Source organism: Cryobacterium sp. PAMC25264 (genome assembly GCF_019443325.1).
In the GTDB taxonomy this organism is placed as follows: domain Bacteria; phylum Actinomycetota; class Actinomycetes; order Actinomycetales; family Microbacteriaceae; genus Cryobacterium.
Map to the genome: position 1 here is coordinate 984,144 of NZ_CP080383.1, position 16,112 is coordinate 1,000,255.

The 16,112-nt window shown below is 66.2% G+C and carries 17 protein-coding genes; 12 read left to right on the top strand and 5 right to left on the bottom strand.

Annotated elements, in window-relative coordinates:
* Positions 1-27: 27 nt before the first annotated feature.
* Positions 28-1,752, top strand: a complete 1,725-nt coding sequence (locus KY500_RS04455; RefSeq protein WP_219902499.1) for an amylo-alpha-1,6-glucosidase — start codon at positions 28-30, stop codon at positions 1,750-1,752.
* Between the two features lie 33 nt (positions 1,753-1,785).
* Complete coding sequence (locus KY500_RS04460) at positions 1,786-2,007, top strand: hypothetical protein (protein WP_255579917.1); 222 nt, start codon at positions 1,786-1,788, stop codon at positions 2,005-2,007.
* Between the two features lie 118 nt (positions 2,008-2,125).
* Here the strand turns inward: KY500_RS04460 and KY500_RS04465 are convergent, their stop codons facing one another.
* Entirely contained in the window at positions 2,126-2,926 is an 801-nt protein-coding gene (locus tag KY500_RS04465; protein ID WP_219902500.1) for a GNAT family N-acetyltransferase, read from the bottom strand.
* Positions 2,927-3,064: 138 nt separating this feature from the next.
* Positions 3,065-3,391, bottom strand: coding sequence for a hypothetical protein (locus tag KY500_RS19730; RefSeq protein ID WP_219902501.1), 327 nt, complete (start codon positions 3,389-3,391; stop codon positions 3,065-3,067).
* Positions 3,392-3,397: 6 nt separating this feature from the next.
* Between KY500_RS19730 and KY500_RS04475 the strand changes: the two genes are divergently transcribed.
* Entirely contained in the window at positions 3,398-3,511 is a 114-nt protein-coding gene (locus KY500_RS04475) for a LuxR C-terminal-related transcriptional regulator (protein WP_219902502.1), read from the top strand.
* A 283-nt stretch (positions 3,512-3,794) separates the two neighbouring features.
* Positions 3,795-4,568, top strand: a complete 774-nt coding sequence (locus tag KY500_RS04480; protein WP_219902503.1) for an alpha/beta fold hydrolase — start codon at positions 3,795-3,797, stop codon at positions 4,566-4,568.
* A 203-nt stretch (positions 4,569-4,771) separates the two neighbouring features.
* On the opposite strand, the gene KY500_RS04485 is transcribed toward KY500_RS04480, so the two are convergent.
* Entirely contained in the window at positions 4,772-6,250 is a 1,479-nt protein-coding gene (locus KY500_RS04485; protein ID WP_370626924.1) for a CitMHS family transporter, read from the bottom strand.
* Positions 6,251-6,484: 234 nt separating this feature from the next.
* On the opposite strand from KY500_RS04485, the gene KY500_RS19145 reads away from it, so the two are divergent.
* From KY500_RS19145 to KY500_RS04495, 3 genes are read left to right on the top strand one after another with little or no spacing between them, the layout of a single operon-like run.
* Positions 6,485-6,835: a hypothetical protein gene (locus KY500_RS19145; protein WP_255579787.1), complete on the top strand. Its 351-nt coding sequence runs from the start codon at positions 6,485-6,487 to the stop codon at positions 6,833-6,835.
* The gene (locus KY500_RS04490; protein WP_255579788.1) at positions 6,829-8,157 is read left to right on the top strand and encodes a sensor histidine kinase; all 1,329 of its coding nucleotides are present in this window, start codon (positions 6,829-6,831) and stop codon (positions 8,155-8,157) included. Before KY500_RS19145 ends, KY500_RS04490 begins: the two co-directional genes overlap by 7 nt.
* A complete protein-coding gene (locus KY500_RS04495) occupies positions 8,154-8,810 on the top strand; it encodes a response regulator (protein ID WP_219902505.1) in 657 nt (218 codons plus the stop codon). Before KY500_RS04490 ends, KY500_RS04495 begins: the two co-directional genes overlap by 4 nt.
* Positions 8,811-9,004: 194 nt before the next feature.
* On the opposite strand, the gene pdxY is transcribed toward KY500_RS04495, so the two are convergent.
* Positions 9,005-9,856: a pyridoxal kinase PdxY gene (pdxY, locus tag KY500_RS04500; RefSeq protein WP_219902506.1), complete on the bottom strand. Its 852-nt coding sequence runs from the start codon at positions 9,854-9,856 to the stop codon at positions 9,005-9,007.
* Between the two features lie 120 nt (positions 9,857-9,976).
* Here pdxY and KY500_RS04505 point away from each other — a divergent pair, with 120 nt between their 5' ends.
* Together KY500_RS04505 and KY500_RS04510 are read left to right on the top strand one after the other, a co-directional pair.
* Entirely contained in the window at positions 9,977-10,333 is a 357-nt protein-coding gene (locus KY500_RS04505) for a helix-turn-helix transcriptional regulator (RefSeq protein WP_219902507.1), read from the top strand.
* Between the two features lie 22 nt (positions 10,334-10,355).
* On the top strand, positions 10,356-11,336 hold the full coding sequence (locus KY500_RS04510; protein WP_219902508.1) for an SRPBCC family protein: 981 nt from the start codon (positions 10,356-10,358) through the stop codon (positions 11,334-11,336).
* Positions 11,337-11,363: 27 nt separating this feature from the next.
* Here the strand turns inward: KY500_RS04510 and KY500_RS04515 are convergent, their stop codons facing one another.
* Positions 11,364-12,779 (bottom strand): MFS transporter, encoded by a 1,416-nt coding sequence (locus tag KY500_RS04515; RefSeq protein ID WP_219902509.1) that lies wholly within the window; start codon positions 12,777-12,779, stop codon positions 11,364-11,366.
* A 384-nt stretch (positions 12,780-13,163) separates the two neighbouring features.
* On the opposite strand from KY500_RS04515, the gene KY500_RS04520 reads away from it, so the two are divergent.
* The 3 genes from KY500_RS04520 (at position 13,164) to KY500_RS04530 (ending at position 16,112) form a co-directional block, all read left to right on the top strand.
* On the top strand, positions 13,164-14,291 hold the full coding sequence (locus KY500_RS04520; protein WP_255579789.1) for an extracellular solute-binding protein: 1,128 nt from the start codon (positions 13,164-13,166) through the stop codon (positions 14,289-14,291).
* Between the two features lie 77 nt (positions 14,292-14,368).
* Positions 14,369-15,247: a carbohydrate ABC transporter permease gene (locus KY500_RS04525; protein ID WP_219902510.1), complete on the top strand. Its 879-nt coding sequence runs from the start codon at positions 14,369-14,371 to the stop codon at positions 15,245-15,247.
* A complete protein-coding gene (locus KY500_RS04530; protein ID WP_255579790.1) occupies positions 15,219-16,112 on the top strand; it encodes a carbohydrate ABC transporter permease in 894 nt (297 codons plus the stop codon). The genes KY500_RS04525 and KY500_RS04530 overlap by 29 nt, the downstream gene beginning before the upstream one ends.

Below are 16,112 nucleotides of genomic sequence, written 5' to 3' on the forward strand. Positions count from 1 at the left end.
GGGCATCCACTCCAGGAGACCCATCCCGTGACAGCGCCTTCAGCAACCTCGTTCGATATCCGCGACATCCCGTTCAGCCGGCGTGGATCGTGGCTCGACATTTCACCGGTGGTGGCGCTTCACACCGTGCGCGAAAAGCTGCATCTGGTTTCCCATCAGACCGGCATGCACGCGATTCTCGTATTTGAGCCGCTGCAGCACGGGCTACCCGTCGAAGCAACAATCGAGGCGACGCCGACGACGCTGCGCTGGTCGACGCCGACCGGTGTGATCGAGGCGGTCTTCGAGGGCGACAGTGTGCTGCGGCTCCGCGGCCGCTCCGCCGAGCTCCGGCTTGCGGATGCGACGACCGAGCTGACCCCGTTCACGGGAACCTACCTCTACACCGACCCGATTGACGGTGCGGCCGTCTTCACGTCGTACGAGACGGGCCGCCGGTACCGGATCACGGCAGTGTCCGGCACCGTCGTGATCACCGGGGCGGAAGCCCTGGGCGCCGGCAAACGCGCCGTGACCATGAGCGGGCCGGACTGGGAGATCGCCATTGAGGAGTTCGACGCCGCGCGCGCACCCTATCGGCACACCGAGCCGTTCGACGTTGTTGCCGCGGGCGTCGCAGCGGAGTTCGATCACTACGTCGAGCGCATCGCATCGTGGCGGAGCGAGCGCACCCCCGGGGTGTCCACGGCCTGCTACGTGCTCTGGTCGGCAACCGTTTCACCCAGCGGGTTTCTCACCCGGGAGTCGATCTTCATGTCGAAACACTGGATGGACAAGGTCTGGAGCTGGGATCACTGCTTCAACGCGTTGGCACTGGCGCCCGGACTTCCCGAGGAGGCCATCGACCAGTTCCTCGTCGTGTTCGACTTCCAGGATGCGGCGGGCGCACTTCCCGACTCCATCACCCACTCGGAGGTGCTCTACAACTTCGTGAAACCGCCCATTCACGGGTGGGCATTTCGCAAGCTTCGCGCCACGCTCGAGCTGCCGCTCTCCCAGCAGACCCTGAACGACGTCTACGACTCGCTCGTACGATGGACCCGGTTCTGGCTCGACAGCAGGCGGGTTCCTGGGCATGTGCTGCCGCACTACCACCATGGCAACGACAGCGGCTGGGACAACTCGACGACGTTCGACCACGACCGCGTCATCGAGGCACCCGACCTTGCGGCGTTCCTCGTGGTGCAACTCGACGTGCTCGCCGAACTGGCTGTGGAACTTGGACGTGACAGCGAAACTGACGAATGGCGTCGTGAGGCCGCGGCCATGCAAAGTGCCTTGCTCGAGCTGTGGGACGGTGACGTCTTCGTGGCGAGGGCGGCCACCAGCGGGCGCCTCAGCAAAACGTCCTCGCTGCTGAACACCCTCCCTGTCGTTGCCGCCGCTCACCTTCCCGGCAGCATCATCGAGAAACTGTCCGCGCGGATCTCTCGGCACGTCACGGAATTCGGTCCGGCCACGCAGCTGACCGACAGCGAGGAGTACGAGGCCGACGGCTACTGGCGCGGGCCCATCTGGGCACCCTCGACCGCCATCATCGAAGACGGCCTCCGACGGGCTGGACAGACCGGGCTCGCCGATCTGATCAGCGAACGGTTTCGAGGGTTGTGCGAGCGTTCGGGGTTTGCCGAGAATTTCGACGCTCTCACGGGCGAAGGCCTGCGCGACCGCGCCTATACCTGGACGGCAAGCTGCTACCTCACCTTCGCCCGAGAGGCCGAGGAGCGAACCCGGTTTCACCGTTCGCAGTAGCTCGTCGCGGCACTCCACGGGCTGTGTGCAATCCTGGCGTCGGGGGAGACCAACCCGATCTCGCTGGCCTGCATCACCGTGGCCATTGTCGCCGGCGCCATCACGTTCTCGCACGTGAACGACTCGGGCTTCTGGCTGGTGAGCTGGTTCCTCGGTCTCAGCACGTCGCTCGCCCTGCGTACCTGGAGCGTGCTCGCCACGGTTATCGGGTTCATGGCGTTCGGTCTGGTCTGGATCCTCTATTCGGTGGTGTGAACGGCTTTCAGCCGATGCACCCCGCTGGGGTAGAGCCATTCGGCGCGGCCTGTCGGCTGGATCTGGGCGCTGTGGGTCGTGCCCGGGTCGGTATCCGTAGGCGGTCTGCAGGGCAGTGTTAGGGCGCGACGTGCTCCAACTGGGTTTGGATTTCGGTGTCCGCGAAGCCCAGGGCCCGATAGAGCTGGATGGCCGGCTCGTCGGGGTCGGCGACGATGACGAGGGTCGTGGCCGCCAAGTGCTCGAGGGCATAGCGACCGGCGACGTGGACCAGCGTGCCGGCAAATCCGCGCTGACGGAAACGCGGGTGGGTATCAACCGATTGATAGCGCGCCGTTCCGCTTCCGTCGGTGAAGATCCCGAGTCCGGACACCATTCGTCCATTGAGGAACGCACCAAACCAGGACCCATGGTGCGCCCGCTGCAGTGCGCGCATCGAACCGAGTCTCTGCTCGGTGAACTCGGCGTATCCGGCGATATCGGCGGCATTGGATTGCCTGAGCGCCCCGGCCTGAGCCCAGTCGTCATCGTCGTTCGCATCGAGTGGGCGAAAAATGGCACCTGGAGTGGCCCGTGACGGTCGCAGCGGCGCTTCCTCGGACAGCGTCAAGACGACCGACCTCGTGACCTCGAGGTGAGCCGCGGCCAGCTCCGCGGTGTCGCCCGCCGCACCATCCGTACCGTCGATGCCGATCGAGAGATGCGATGAACCCTGAAACGTGTGGCCGAACTGGGCAAGCCAGGCAGCGGCCATGCCGGGAGCGGGCGGGCGGTCGAACAGCAGGAAGTTTCCCCAGTGAAAGTCGGGGTTCGCGGGGGTGCGGACGACAAGATGGTCCGACTGCCGGGTGATCGTGCTGCCTTGCAGCGCCAAGAGCATGAGATCGGTGCGGAATCCTAGCGAGTGGGTGAGGAACATCTGGTGCCTCCTTCCGGTCGCATCCCACCGTGGACGACAAGGCTTGAGGTCACCAGGCCTCGGGAACTGCATAGTCCGAGCTTGGCTTATCACCGGACTGATGACGGTATCAACGCAGCCCCAGAAGCGGGGCCACGTTCACGGCTCCCGCCGGGCCGTGCGCCACAGCCCGCATGCGAGCGGCACCGCGAGCCAGACCACGAGGGAGACGGCCAGGCGGGGCCAATCATCCGCGGTCATCGCGCCCATCATCAGCACGTTGAGGGTCTGGTTCACGTCGAGCCATTCCGCCGGCCCGCGCAGCGATTCGATGGTGAGGGTCAGCACCGTCCACACGGTCGGCAGCGCGAGATAGGCCACGATGGCCACGGGCGTGCTCAGGAATGCGAGCCCGAACGCGACGCCCTGCCACACCAGCAGCACGAGGTCGGGCACGGCCTGTCGAACGCGGAAATCGCGGCCCACCTGTTCATGGGCGTGGCGACGGTGAAGACGCACGTCGGTCACGTGTTCGCCAAGCTCGAGGTGACGAACCGCGTGCAGGTCGCCCGCACCGTGCATGACGCGGGGCTGCCGGGGCAATAGTCAACAGCTCGCCCATGTGTGGCCTGGCTTGACGGCCTTGCTGTCATTGGTGGACGGAGTCGCGCGCCGGGATCGGCGGTACCGTCATGGCTCGCCGATTCTGTTACTCACGGCATGGCCCTTTAACCTTGACTGGACATACGTTTGCCGTAAGAAGCCCATCCATTGTTCGCAGTCGGAAGGATCGGTACCACATGGCCAATCACGTGGTCGCTCTCACGTCGGGTCGCACGATCAGCATGTCGGCCGCTGGCGATCCACTCGCTCGCCGCCTTGTTCTGCTTTGTCATCCGACCCCGGCGCCGGCGAGTTCGACCCGGACCCCACAGCGACGGCACGGTGGGGTGTGCACCTGGTCATGTTGGACCGGCCGGGCTACGGCGCGACACCGCCGCACGAGGATGATGAACCGCACACCGTGCAGCACCGCGCCGACGATCTGGCGGAGTTCCTCGATCTCTCCGAACGCACGGCGCGCACGGCGGGCCACACCGACTACGGGTCGGTGGGCGTCATCGGCTGGGGAACGGGGGGAATGGTGGCCCTGTCGCTGGCGGCCCGATACCCCGACCTCGTCGACAAAGTCGCGGTCGTGAACACAGCCTCACCTTCCGCGGCAGCCCTGCGGAGCATCACGCCACCCCCATTCACCCGGTGGTCGCTGGGCGTCACGCCGGACGACCCGGCCCTGGTCAAGATGGGGCTCGACAACCGCCTCGACCGGATGCTTACAGAAGCCGGACTGCAGGGAAGTGCCGGAGTGGACTGCGATCGTCGGATGCTCTCCGACAGCGAGTGGACGAAGGATCTCGGCAACATCCAGGCCGACGTCAAGCTCATCTACGGTGACGGTGATACCACCGTCACCCTCGGCGATGGCAAGTGGTACCGACGTCGCATCCCCCGTGCCCGCACCGTGAGGGTGCCCCAGGGTGGCGCTCTCACGATCGCGAGCCACTGGACGCGCATCCTCGCCCACGTCGCGCCCCGGCACGGCGGTCTCTCGGCGGCGGAGCGGCTGGGAACGCACGCCGTCTCCACCAGCGTGCGTCTCTAGCTCGCCGCCACGCCGGTATGCGGCGCGGCCTCCGGTTCGGTCTGATCTTCGACGGCGTCAAATGAGCTCCTCGGGCTGCGCGCCGAGATAGCCATTCGGCGATGCCCGTCACGGGCACACGCCGACCCGCGGTGGCTGGTGACGGCTCGCTGGTTCGAGCACGCCCCACACCACCGCGGTTGCGTCGGTTGAGTGGACCCCGCCTAGCCGAACGGGACGGAGCCGACCAGCACACCGACCAACAGCATCACCAGCGAGACCACACAGGCGCGCCAGAGCACCTTCTTGTGGTGGTCGCCGAGGTTGACGCCGGCGAGCGAGACGAGCAGCAGAATGGCCGGCACCAGCGGGCTTTGCAGGTGCACGGGCTGGCCGATGATCGAGGCGCGGGCCATCTCCACCGGGTCGATGCCGTACGTCGCCGCGCTCTCGGCGAGCACGGGCAGGATGCCGAAGTAGAACGCGTCGTTCGACATGAAGAAGGTCATCGGGATGGAGAGCACCCCGGTGATGACCGCCAGGTACTCGCCCATCGAGGCCGGCACGACCTGCACGACCCAGTCGGCCATTGCCGTGACCATTCCGGTGCCGTTCAGCACGCCGACCAGAACGCCGGCGGCGAGCACCATCGAGACGACGCCGACGATGCTGGGGGCGTGCGCGACGATCTCGTCGGCCTGGCCACGCAGCTTCGGGAAGTTGATCACGAGCGCTACCGCGGTGCCGACCATGAAGATGTAGGCCAGTGGCATGATGTCCAACACCAACAGCACCATGACGGCGACGGTCAACGCGAGGTTCACCCAGATCAGTTTGGGCCGCAGTGTCGGCCGGTCGGCACTCAGCATGGTGTCGGCCATCGCGGTGTCCCGCTCGTCCTCCAGCACCAGCTGCTCGGCCAGGGTTGTCTGCCCGGCGGGCATCCGCTGGCCCGGGCGCACCGTGAGGATGCCCGTGGTGGACAGGGTGGCGGCCGCGCCGGGGCGCACATCCGTACCGCGCACGATGCGGTTGCCGCCGAAGAGCTTGCGCCCGAAGCTCTGGGTGGCCGACGGCGCGGCATCCGCCTGGGCTGCGGGGGAGTGCTCGAGCGATCCGATGCGCTTGCGCTCGCTCAGCCCGAGGAACCAGGCGAACGCCAGCGCGATGATGAGGCCCGTCGCCAGGGAGGGCAGCATTGGCACGAAGATGTCGGTTGGCGAGACGCCGAGCGCCGACGCGGCCCGCACGGTGGGGCCACCCCACGGCACGATGTTGAGAGTGCCGTTCATCAGCCCCGCCACGCAGGTGAGCACCACTGGGCTCATGCCCAGGCGCAGGTAGATCGGCAGCATCGCCGAGGTCGTGATGATGAAGGTCGTGGACCCGTCGCCGTCGAGCGAGACCGCGCCGGCGAGGATCGCCGTGCCCAGAACGACCTTGGCCGGGTCGTTGCCGAGGAAGCGGGTGATGAGCCGGATGAGCGGATCGAAGAGTCCGACATCGATCATGATGCCGAAGAACATGATCGCGAACATGAGCAGCGCCGCGGTCGGGGCGAGATCGCCGATCGACTCGATGATCATGTCGCCGAGACCCAGGCCGGCACCGGCGAAGAGGCCGAAGATCGTGGGAACGAGGATGAGGGCGACCATCGGCGTGAGCCGCCTGGTCATGATGAGCACCATGAAGGTGAGGATCATGGTGAATCCGAGTATGACGAGCACATCGACTCCTTTGTCTCTGTCTGGATGGTGCGTGTGTCTGGATGCTGCGGCCGAGTCGGGCGATCCCGCTTCGGCGGTCTCCGCCGAAGCGGATGAGTGTGAAGCCTAGACAGACCGCACACGCCGGAGCCGGTATCTCGCTTTGCTGCACGTATTGCGCATATCGTTACTTGTGCGCATTCTGCTCGATGCGCCGCAAGGAGGCGGACGATGCGGTTCTCAACGCAGATGCTCCTGCTCCAGCTCGCCTGCGTGACGGCTGTCGTCGCGATCTGCACCGGCGTTTTCGTGGGAATCGGCGTGCAGCAGCTGCGCGCCGAGGCGGAGACCTCTGCGCTGTCGATCGCGCGCACGGTCGCCGCCGATTCCGATGTGCGCGCCGGTGTCGCCCAAGCATCGGCCGACGCCGGCACGCCGACGAACGCGAGCCTGCGTGGCGGGCCGCTCTCCGAACTCGCGGCCGCGGCCGAGGCCAACACGGGCGCGCTGTTCATCGTGATCACCGACGACCACGGCATCCGTCTCACCCACCCGACCCCACGATGCTCGGCGAGGTGGTGAGCACCGAGTTCGCGAAGGCCCTGGCCGGGCGGGAGACGGTGTCGTGGGAATCGGGCACCCTGGGAGCGTCGGCACGCGCCAAGGTCCCGGTGCGCGACCCCGACACCTCGGTGCCGGTGGGGGAGGTGAGCGTCGGGTTCGCCCCGAGCAGTGTGTTCCAGGAGCTTCCCCTCCTGCTGAGCGGCGTGGCGTTGGCCGCCGGCGTGGCCCTCGCCCTCGGTGCCGTCGTGTCGTTCATCGTCCGCCGGCGCCTCGAACGCCTCACCCTCGGCCTGCAGCCCGAGGAGCTCTCGGCGCTGGTGCAGAACCAGGCGGCGGTGCTGGACGGCGTGGGGGATGGGGTGCTCGCCTACGGACCGGATGATGTCGTGACCGTCGCCAACAGCACGGCCGCCCGGCTGCTCGGTGTCACCGACCTGGTCGGCCGCCGCATCCACGATCTCGCCCTGCCCGGCCCGGTGATCGCGGCCCTGGCCGGTGAGCCGAGCGCTGTGTTGACGGGCCGTGGGGCAACGGATGCCGCCGATCCCGTCGTGCTCGCTGACCATGTCGTCTACATCGACACCCACCCGGTATCGCGCGCGAACCGGAACCTTGGCGTGATCGCGGTGATCCGCGACCGCACGGATGTCGTCACCCTCACGGAGCGTCTGGAAACCGTGGCCTCGATGACCGAGGCGCTGCGGGTGCAGCGGCACGAGTTCGCCAACCGCCTGCACGTGACGGCCGGTCTGATGGATGCTGGCCGGGTGCCCGACGCCCGGGACTACCTCGACGATGTGCTGGACACCTCCCGCGCCCCGGGCGGCCCGTTCGCCGGTGCGCATCTGACCGAGCCGTTCCTGCTGTCGCTGGTGGAAGCCAAGGCCGCGCAGGCCGGGGAGCGGGGTGTGGCCCTGACGGTGGGTCCGGACTCCCTGGTGCGCGGTGTCGTCTCGGCACCGGCGGATGTGGCCACCGTGTTGGCCAACCTCGTCGACAACGCCGTGACCGCGGCCGTGTACGGCCCAGAGCCCCGGTGGGTGGACGTGGAACTGCTCGACGACGGCGACACCCTCGTCATCACCGTGTCCGACTCGGGGCCGGGCGTGGCCGATGAAGCTCGGGTGTTCAGCGACGTGCCGCGCCCACACGTGGACCCGGACGCTGTGCACGGGCGGGGGATCGGTCTGCCGCTCGTGCGCGACATTGCGGCGCGTCTGGGCGGCGAGGTCCGGCTGGCCGATGCCGGCGGCCCAGGCGGACATGGAGCCGTGTTCTGCGCACGTCTGCCCGGGGTCATGCGCGCACCGAACCATCCAGCACAAGGAGAAGAACGATGACCGACACTATTTCCGTGCTCGTCGTCGACGATGACTTCCGCGTCGGCGGCCTGCATCAGGGCATCGTCGACGCCAGCCCCGGCTATACAGCCCTCGAGCCGGTTCGGGGCGTGCGTGCCGCCCGTGCAGCGGTGCGGGATCTACGACCTGACCTCGTGATCTGCGACGTCTACCTGCCCGACGGGGACGGCATCGCGTTTGTGGCCGAGCTCGACGTCGACGCGTTCATGATCAGTGCGGCCTCGGACGGCGCCACTGTGCGGCGGGCGCTCCGTGCCGGCGCCCTGGACTACCTCATCAAGCCGTTCGAACCCGCCCGGCTGAGCGACCGGCTGGAGTCCTATCGCCGGTTCCGCACCTTGGCCGCTGAGGACCGTCAACTCGATCAGGACGCCATCGAGAAGGCTCAGCGGGTGCTACACGGCCGGGATGGCCCAGCGGCTTCCGGCTCGCGGTCCACGACCGAGAAGCTGCTCATCGAGCTGCTCCAGGACGGGGAGACCTCGGCGAGCCTGATCGCCGACCGCGCCGGCCTGTCACGCGCGACGGCGCAACGGCACCTCGCCGCCCTCGCCACCCGCGGTGACGTGGACGTGACCCTGCGCTACGGCTCGACGGGTCGCCCCGAGCACCGGTACAGCGTGCGCCGCTGACGCTGTCGCTGTCGCTGTCGCTGGTCGAGCCTGTCGAGACCCCGCGAGCCGGCCTATGGACTCGCCCCGCAACCGACCGAGAACCGATGCGATGGGCGCCGGCCCGCAGACAGCTCACCTGGTCTCGACAAGCTCGACCAACGAGATGGCGGCGGGCGACGTCGCCGGGCCTGGGACCGTGCGCGGCTCTGGTGTCAGCGAACTCGCTCGGCGCTGAACTGCAGCCGCGGGTGAGCGTAGAACTCCTGGGCCTCGATGAGCTGGAGTTCGCGTTCACCCGACCGGTACGTCAGTTCAATCAGATCGAACACGCTCGAGGCCGTTCGCTCCAGCGCGACAGCGGCGTGGCCGGTCGCGCGGTAGTGCGCCGAGAACAACGCTGCCGTGACGTCGCCGGAGCCGTTCGCCTTGAACGGCAGATGGGGTGTCTGCACGATCCAGGCACCGGCGCCGTCGACGGCGAGCATCTCGATCGTGCCGGCTGCGCGATCGGGGCGTTCGACACTCGTCACGAGCACGGTCGACGGTCCCATCGCGCGGGCGAGATCCACGGAGTCGAGCGTCGATTCCAGGGTCGATGGATCCGTTCCGGTGAGGAACCCCAGCTCGAACTGGTTGGGCGTGATGACGTCCGCGACGGGCACCACCCAATCCCGCAGCAGAACGGGGATCTCCGGGGCCACGAAGCATCCCGATTTCGCGTTGCCCATCACGGGGTCGCACGCGTAGATGGCTGAGGGGTTCGCCGCCTTCACCCGCTGCACCGCATCGACGATGACATCGCCGATGCCGGTGCCGCCCTGGTAGCCCGAGAGCACGACGTCGATCTGGTCGAGCACGCCGCGCTCCTCGATGCCGAGGATCACGTCGTGCACGTCCTCGGGTGCGATGAGAGAGCCGCGCCACGCGCCGTATCCGGTGTGGTTGGAGAAATTCACCGTGTTGACCGGCAGCACTTCGATGCCGAGGCGTTGGAGGGGGAACACGGCGGCTGAGTTTCCAACGTGGCCGAAGGCGACGGCGGACTGAATCGAGAGAATCTTCACCCGACCAATCTTCCTCCTTCATTGAGCCCGTTGACGCGATCACGATGGGCGACACGACATCGGCAGGATGTTGCTGCATCCGCTTGCGTGCCTCGATTGCGGTGACTAACATACAATCAAATGGTTGTATCAGAGCTTTCAGATCAGGACGTCAACCGCCTCTTCCGTGCCCTCGCGGATGCGACGCGGCGCGATATCGTGCGCCGCACGCTGGTCACCGGTGTCACGGTGTCCCAGTTGGCGCAGTCTTACGAGATGTCCTTCGCGGCGGTGCAGAAGCACGTTGCAGTGTTGGAGGAGGCGAGGCTCGTGACAAAGGAGCCGCGCGGCCGTGAGCGGATGGTGCGGGGCAATCCCGATCGCATCCGTGAGGCGCAGCGCCTGCTCGACAGCTTCGAAGAGCTCTGGCGTTCGCGCATCGACCGGCTGGACGTTCTGCTTGCCGAAGACGACGAACCGGCTTCACCCGACACCTAACCGACTAACCGAAAGGAAGATCATGCCTGTCACCTCTGTCGAGAAAGACCTCGACCAGCTCACGATCACGATCGTCGCCGACTTCACGGCGCCCCTCCGCCGGCTCTGGGATGCCTACACCGATCCGCGCCAGATCGAACGGTTCTGGGGGCCGCCGACCTACCCGGCCAAGTTCTTCCGGCACGACGCCCACGCCGGTGGCCGCAGCGTGTATTCGATGACCGGACCGGAGGGCGACGTGCACTACGGCTGCTGGGACTGGACGGCGGCCGACGCCCCCCATTCCTTCGCAGTCATCGACCAATTCGCCGACGAGGCGGGCGTGCCGAACACCGACCTCCCGGCCACCCGGATGGATTTCGCGTTCGAAGAGACGAGCGGTGGGAGCCGTCTGACGACCACGTCGTACTTCGACTCGGTCGAGCAAATGCAGCAACTGCTCGAGATGGGCATGCTCGAGGGCACCCGTGAGGCCATGGCCCAGATCGACCAGGTCCTGGCCGAGCTGGCGGCTTTCGCCACCAGGCGCGCCGCCCAGGCGGAGATCCTCACCGATACCCAGGTGCGCGTGGCCCGGGTCATCCGCGGCAGCGTCGACCAGGTCTGGCGGGCGCACAACGACGCCGACCTGATGAAGCGATGGCTGCTCGGACCGGACGGCTGGTCGATGCCAATCTGCGAGATCGCGACCACCGTCGGCGACACGTACCGCTACGAGTGGCAGCGGGATGGCGGCGACGAGCGATTCGGCTTCACGGGGGAGTTGCTCGAGTCGGACGCACCATACCGCGCAGTCACGACCGAGGCGATGATCGGGATGGACTTCCCGGCCACGCTCAACGAGATGACCCTCACGGAGGTCGAGGGAGGCACCCTGCTCTCGCTCGTGATCACCTACGCCAACGCCGAACAGCGCGACGCGGTGCTGGCCACCGGCATGACCGATGGCATGGAGACGAGCTACCAGCGCCTCGAGGGGCTGCTGCAGCCGGCTCGGGCGTAGGCTCTGCGGCACTGAAACCGCCAGATTTCAGTGCCGCAGCTGCGCCTCTGCCGTCGAATCCGGCGGGCCCTCGACGGGAACCGAGTCGGCCTGGTCGAGGTACTGTGCCGAGATGCGGCGGTAGGACGTCGTGAAGAAGGCGGCGATGGCCGCGAGCACCATCACGAGCCCGGAGATGAGGAACACCAGCGCGATACCCCGCGCCTGGCCGTCGCCCAGGAGAGCGCCGAAGTCGGCGCGGCCGGCATCCGAGTTCATGAACGGGATGATGATGAACTCGGCGATGGGCGCGATGAGGAACGCGGTGACCGGGGCCGCGGCCGACTCGAACGCAGCCGCGAAGCCGAACACCCGGCCCTGTTCGCGGAACGGCACCACCTTCTGGACGACCGTCTGCTCGGCCGCCTCGACGGCGGGGATGAGGGCCATGTAGAGCCAGATGCCCGCCGCGTACAACCACCACCAGTCCCGAATCGTGAACAGCGCCCCAAGCACGCCCATCACGATCACGAGCAGCAGCATCGTGCGGATCGGGTTGCGGCCGAGCCCGAACTTCGCGATCAGAAGGCCGCCGACGATGAAGCCTGTCGACGTGACGCCGAGCACGATGCCCCACACCTCCACGGGGAAGAGTTCGAGCCCATATGGGTCCATCAGAGCCATGTAGACGCCGCCGATGAAGTTGTTGAAGGTGGAGAAGATGATGAGGGCGAACAGCCCGGTGGCGGCACGCACCGCCGTGATGCTGCCGCGCAGGTCGATGAGCGGACGCCGCTCGCTATCCTGCTGCGGTTGTTCTTCGGGGATGCGCAGGAAGAGCAGGTGCAGCAGGGCCGCCGCCGACAGGCCGATCGCGATGAGCAGCGTCCACCCCATGCCGAGCAGGCCGATCGCGAGCCCGCTAAAGACGCTCGTGACCATGAACGCGAGCCCCTGCACCGTGCCCACGAGGCCGTTGGCGTTGGCATGCCGCTCGGTGGGGATCAACAGGGTGACCACCGTGGACAGGGCGATGTTGCGCATGTTCTCGATCACCGCGCCGAAGAGGATGATGCCGCTGAACAGCCAGAACCACGGACCACCCAGATCGAGCAGGGTGGCCTCCGGGAACACCAGGTACAGCCCGCCGCCGATGCTGAACGCGATCAGGGTGACCACGCCGGCGAACACCATCACGAGGTGTTTGCGGTGCCGGTCCACGATGGTGCCGAACGCCATGGAGAACACGGCGACGAGCAGCATGTACGTGCCGCCGATGATGCCTGTGGCGAGCACCGAGCGGGTCTCCAGATACACCCAGAAGGTGAGCGCGAACCAGAGAAAACTCGTGGTGACGTTGGCGACAGCCGTATTGACCAGCACCTGCGCGAAGGTACGGGCCCCACCGGGTAGCGGCTCGGTCTGAGCCTCGGATGCGGCGGGCGCGTCGTCCGTGCGGCTCATATGGTCGTCCTCCCGGGTGCGCTCGCGTGGCATCGCGAGTTCGATCGGCGCCGTTCGAACCACCGGCCTCGGCAAGCCGAGACCGTCGAATCAGTGTACGGAGCCGCCTCAGGCCTTGTCTTGCCCGATGTGCTTGACACGGTTTACACACACGTTATTATAAAGCTTGTAATAAGTCCCGCCCACGTGCTGGCGTCAAGACGACCGTCGCAGACGGCCACTTCCACAATCACCGCACTACTTGCACCGAGAAAGGGAAACCTCAATGAAGAGAATTCTGACAAAGGCACTCGCCCCCGTGGTCATCACGGGACTCGCGCTGAGCCTCGGCGGCTGCGCCTCCGACCCCAGCCCCACCGCCGCCGCGGACGGACCCCTGACCGTGTGGGTGATGGGCGACTCGGGCGCCAACTTCGAATCCCTCGTCGCCCCTTCGTCACGGAAAGCGGGCAGGAGATCGAGGTCGTTGCCATCCCGTGGGACAGCATCGACGAAAAGCTGACGACCTCGGTTGCCTCGGGCGCCGGACCGGATGTGCTGCAGATCGGCCTCTCCAAGCTTCGGAGCTTCGCGGACGCGGGTGCCCTGCTGCCCCTGGACGATCTTGTCGCCGACTATCCCGGGCTCGCTGCCGAGAACTTTCCGTCTGGGGTGAGCGGAGACGCGACATCCGTCAACGGACAGGTCGTCAGCGTGCCGTGGGTCAGCGACACGCGCGTTCTGTTCACCCGCACCGACATCCTCTCGGAGAATGGGATCGACGCCCCTCCCTCGACCTGGGACGAACTACGGGCCGACGCCAAGACGCTTACGAGTCGGGGCAGCGGTCAGTACGGCTACTACATCCCGCAGTGGGACGCCCCGCTGCCGGTCGAGATGACGTGGAGTCTCGGCGGCGACGTCATCGATTCCGACGGCAATGTCGACTTCGATACCCCCGAATTCCAAGACGCGGTCGACATCTACACCGGGCTGTATGCCGACGGCAGTGTGCCGACCAACGGTGATTTCGACCAGACGCAGGGTTTCATCTCCGGCGTCGCGCCGATGCTCGTGAGCGGCCCATACCTGGGCAAGGCGATCACGGACGGCGCGCCGGAACTCGCGGGGAAGTGGCAGGCGAGCCTGCTGCCGGCGGGGACTTCGTCGACGTCGCTGTTCGCCGGCTCGAACCTCGGAGTGTGGGCGAACACCGACCAGCAGGATGCCTCGTTGGAGCTCCTGGAATACCTGGCACAGCCTGAGACCCAGCTTGAGTGGTACTCGCTCAGCGGTGAACTGCCCACGGTCAGCGCAGCCTTGGATGACGCGGACCTTAACAGCGACCCGAACGTGGCGGTGTACACCGAACAACTCGCGTCGTCGAAGGTGCTGCCGCTCGTGTCGAACTGGGACAGTGCCGTCGGCACCGAGCTGCTGAACGCGCTCAACGCGATCGCCCTCACTGGCGCCGACCGCGACGACACGCTGGCCGGCTTCTTCGCCAAGACTGCGGACCTGACGATCGACTAACGCGCCGCTAGAGGGCCGTCTCGGTGACGGGGCGGCCCTCGCGCGCCAGGCCCAGTCCCACAGTGAAAGGAGCGATCATGCGCAACCGGCTCTCCCCGTATCTCTTTGTCTCGCCCGCGATGCTCTTGCTGGTGACGTTCGGGGTGTTCCCGATTTTCGTCGCTCTCGCCGTCAGCTTCACGAACATGAATATCTCGGCGTTCGCCAACATCCGTAACGTCAAGTTCGTCGGCGTCGACAATTACGTCACGTTGTTCGGCGACGCCGACTTCTGGCAAGCGCTCGCGAACACGGGCATCTTCGCCCTCGTCGGTGTGCCCGCCGTCGTCGTGCTGTCTCTCACCGTTGCGCTATTGCTCAACCGAAGCGATCACCCGTTCTTCCGGGCGCTGCGTTCGTTCTACTTCATTCCCGCTATCACCGCGATCGTCGCGATCTCGCTCATCTGGGGCTACCTCTACAACACTCAATTCGGCTTTCTGAACTACCTGCTCTCGCTCGTGGGCGTCGAGCAGGTGCAGTGGCTGTCCGATCCCGTGCTCGCCAAGTTTTCGGTGGCTCTCGTCGCAGTCTGGCGAGGCACCGGCTTGAATATCATCATCTTCCTCGCGGCGCTCCAGGGCGTGCCGAAGGACTACCTGGAAGCCGCGTCCCTCGACGGGGCCGGTGAATGGCGCAAGACCTTCTCGATCACCGTGCCGTTGCTGCGATTCGCCATCTTCTTCGTGACCGTTACCACGATCATCTCTTGGGGGCAGTTCTTCGACGAGCCGTTCGTGTTGACCGACGGTGGTCCGCTTGGCGCCACGACGAGCGTGTCGATCTTCCTCTATAAGGAGGGGTTCCGGATGAACCAGTTCGGTTACGCCAGTGCCGGGTCGATCGTGCTCTTCGCGATCATCGCCATCATCACAGTTTTCCAGCTCCGTGCGCGAAAGGCCGACGATGACTACTAGGAACCGCGCAATCCGTCTGCGTCTGCGGCGGACCGATCGTGCCGCCGCACGGAGGTCACGTCAGCTCACCGTTGTCATCGGAGTGCTGCTCGCGATCGGGGCCATCATCACGGCCTTTCCGTTCATCTGGATGCTGACCGCCTCGGTGAAGCCGCAGCGGGAGTCCACCGATTTCCCTCCGTCGGTGCTCCCGAAGGAGCCGACCTTCGAGTACTACCGGGTGCTGTTCACGGAGCTGGACTTCGGACGCTATCTGGTGAACACCCTCGCCGTCGTCGCGATCGGGATGATCGGTCTGCTTCTGATGGCGATGGCGGGTTACGCTTTCGCGAAGTTCGAGTTCCGTGGCAAACGCTGGATGTTCTTCCTCGTGCTGGCGACGATGATGGTCCCGATCCAGGTGACGATGATCCCGACCTACCTGATCCTCAACCAGATGAAACTCACCAACACCCTCATCGGCATAGCCCTTCCGACCTTGGTCGGTGGATTCAGCATCTTTCTCTTCCGCCAATTCATGTCGACGATTCCCACCGAGATGCTCGAGGCCGCGAGGCTCGACGGTGCGACCGAATGGCGCACGTTCTGGCAGATCGTGCTGCCCATGTCGAAGCCGATCCTCGCCGTTCAGATCGTGCTCACGTTCATCGCTGGCTGGAACAGTTTCCTGTGGCCGCTGATCATCGCGAGTGACCAGAAGCTGTACACGCTGTCGGTGGGATTGTCCCTCCTCAACCAGCAGCTGGCGGTCAACCCGTCGCTGCAGATGGCCGCCGCGTCGGTCATGGTCGTACCGATACTCATCGTGTTCGTCATCTTCCAACGCTTCGTCATCCAGGGTTTCGCCCTGTCCGGATTGAAATAG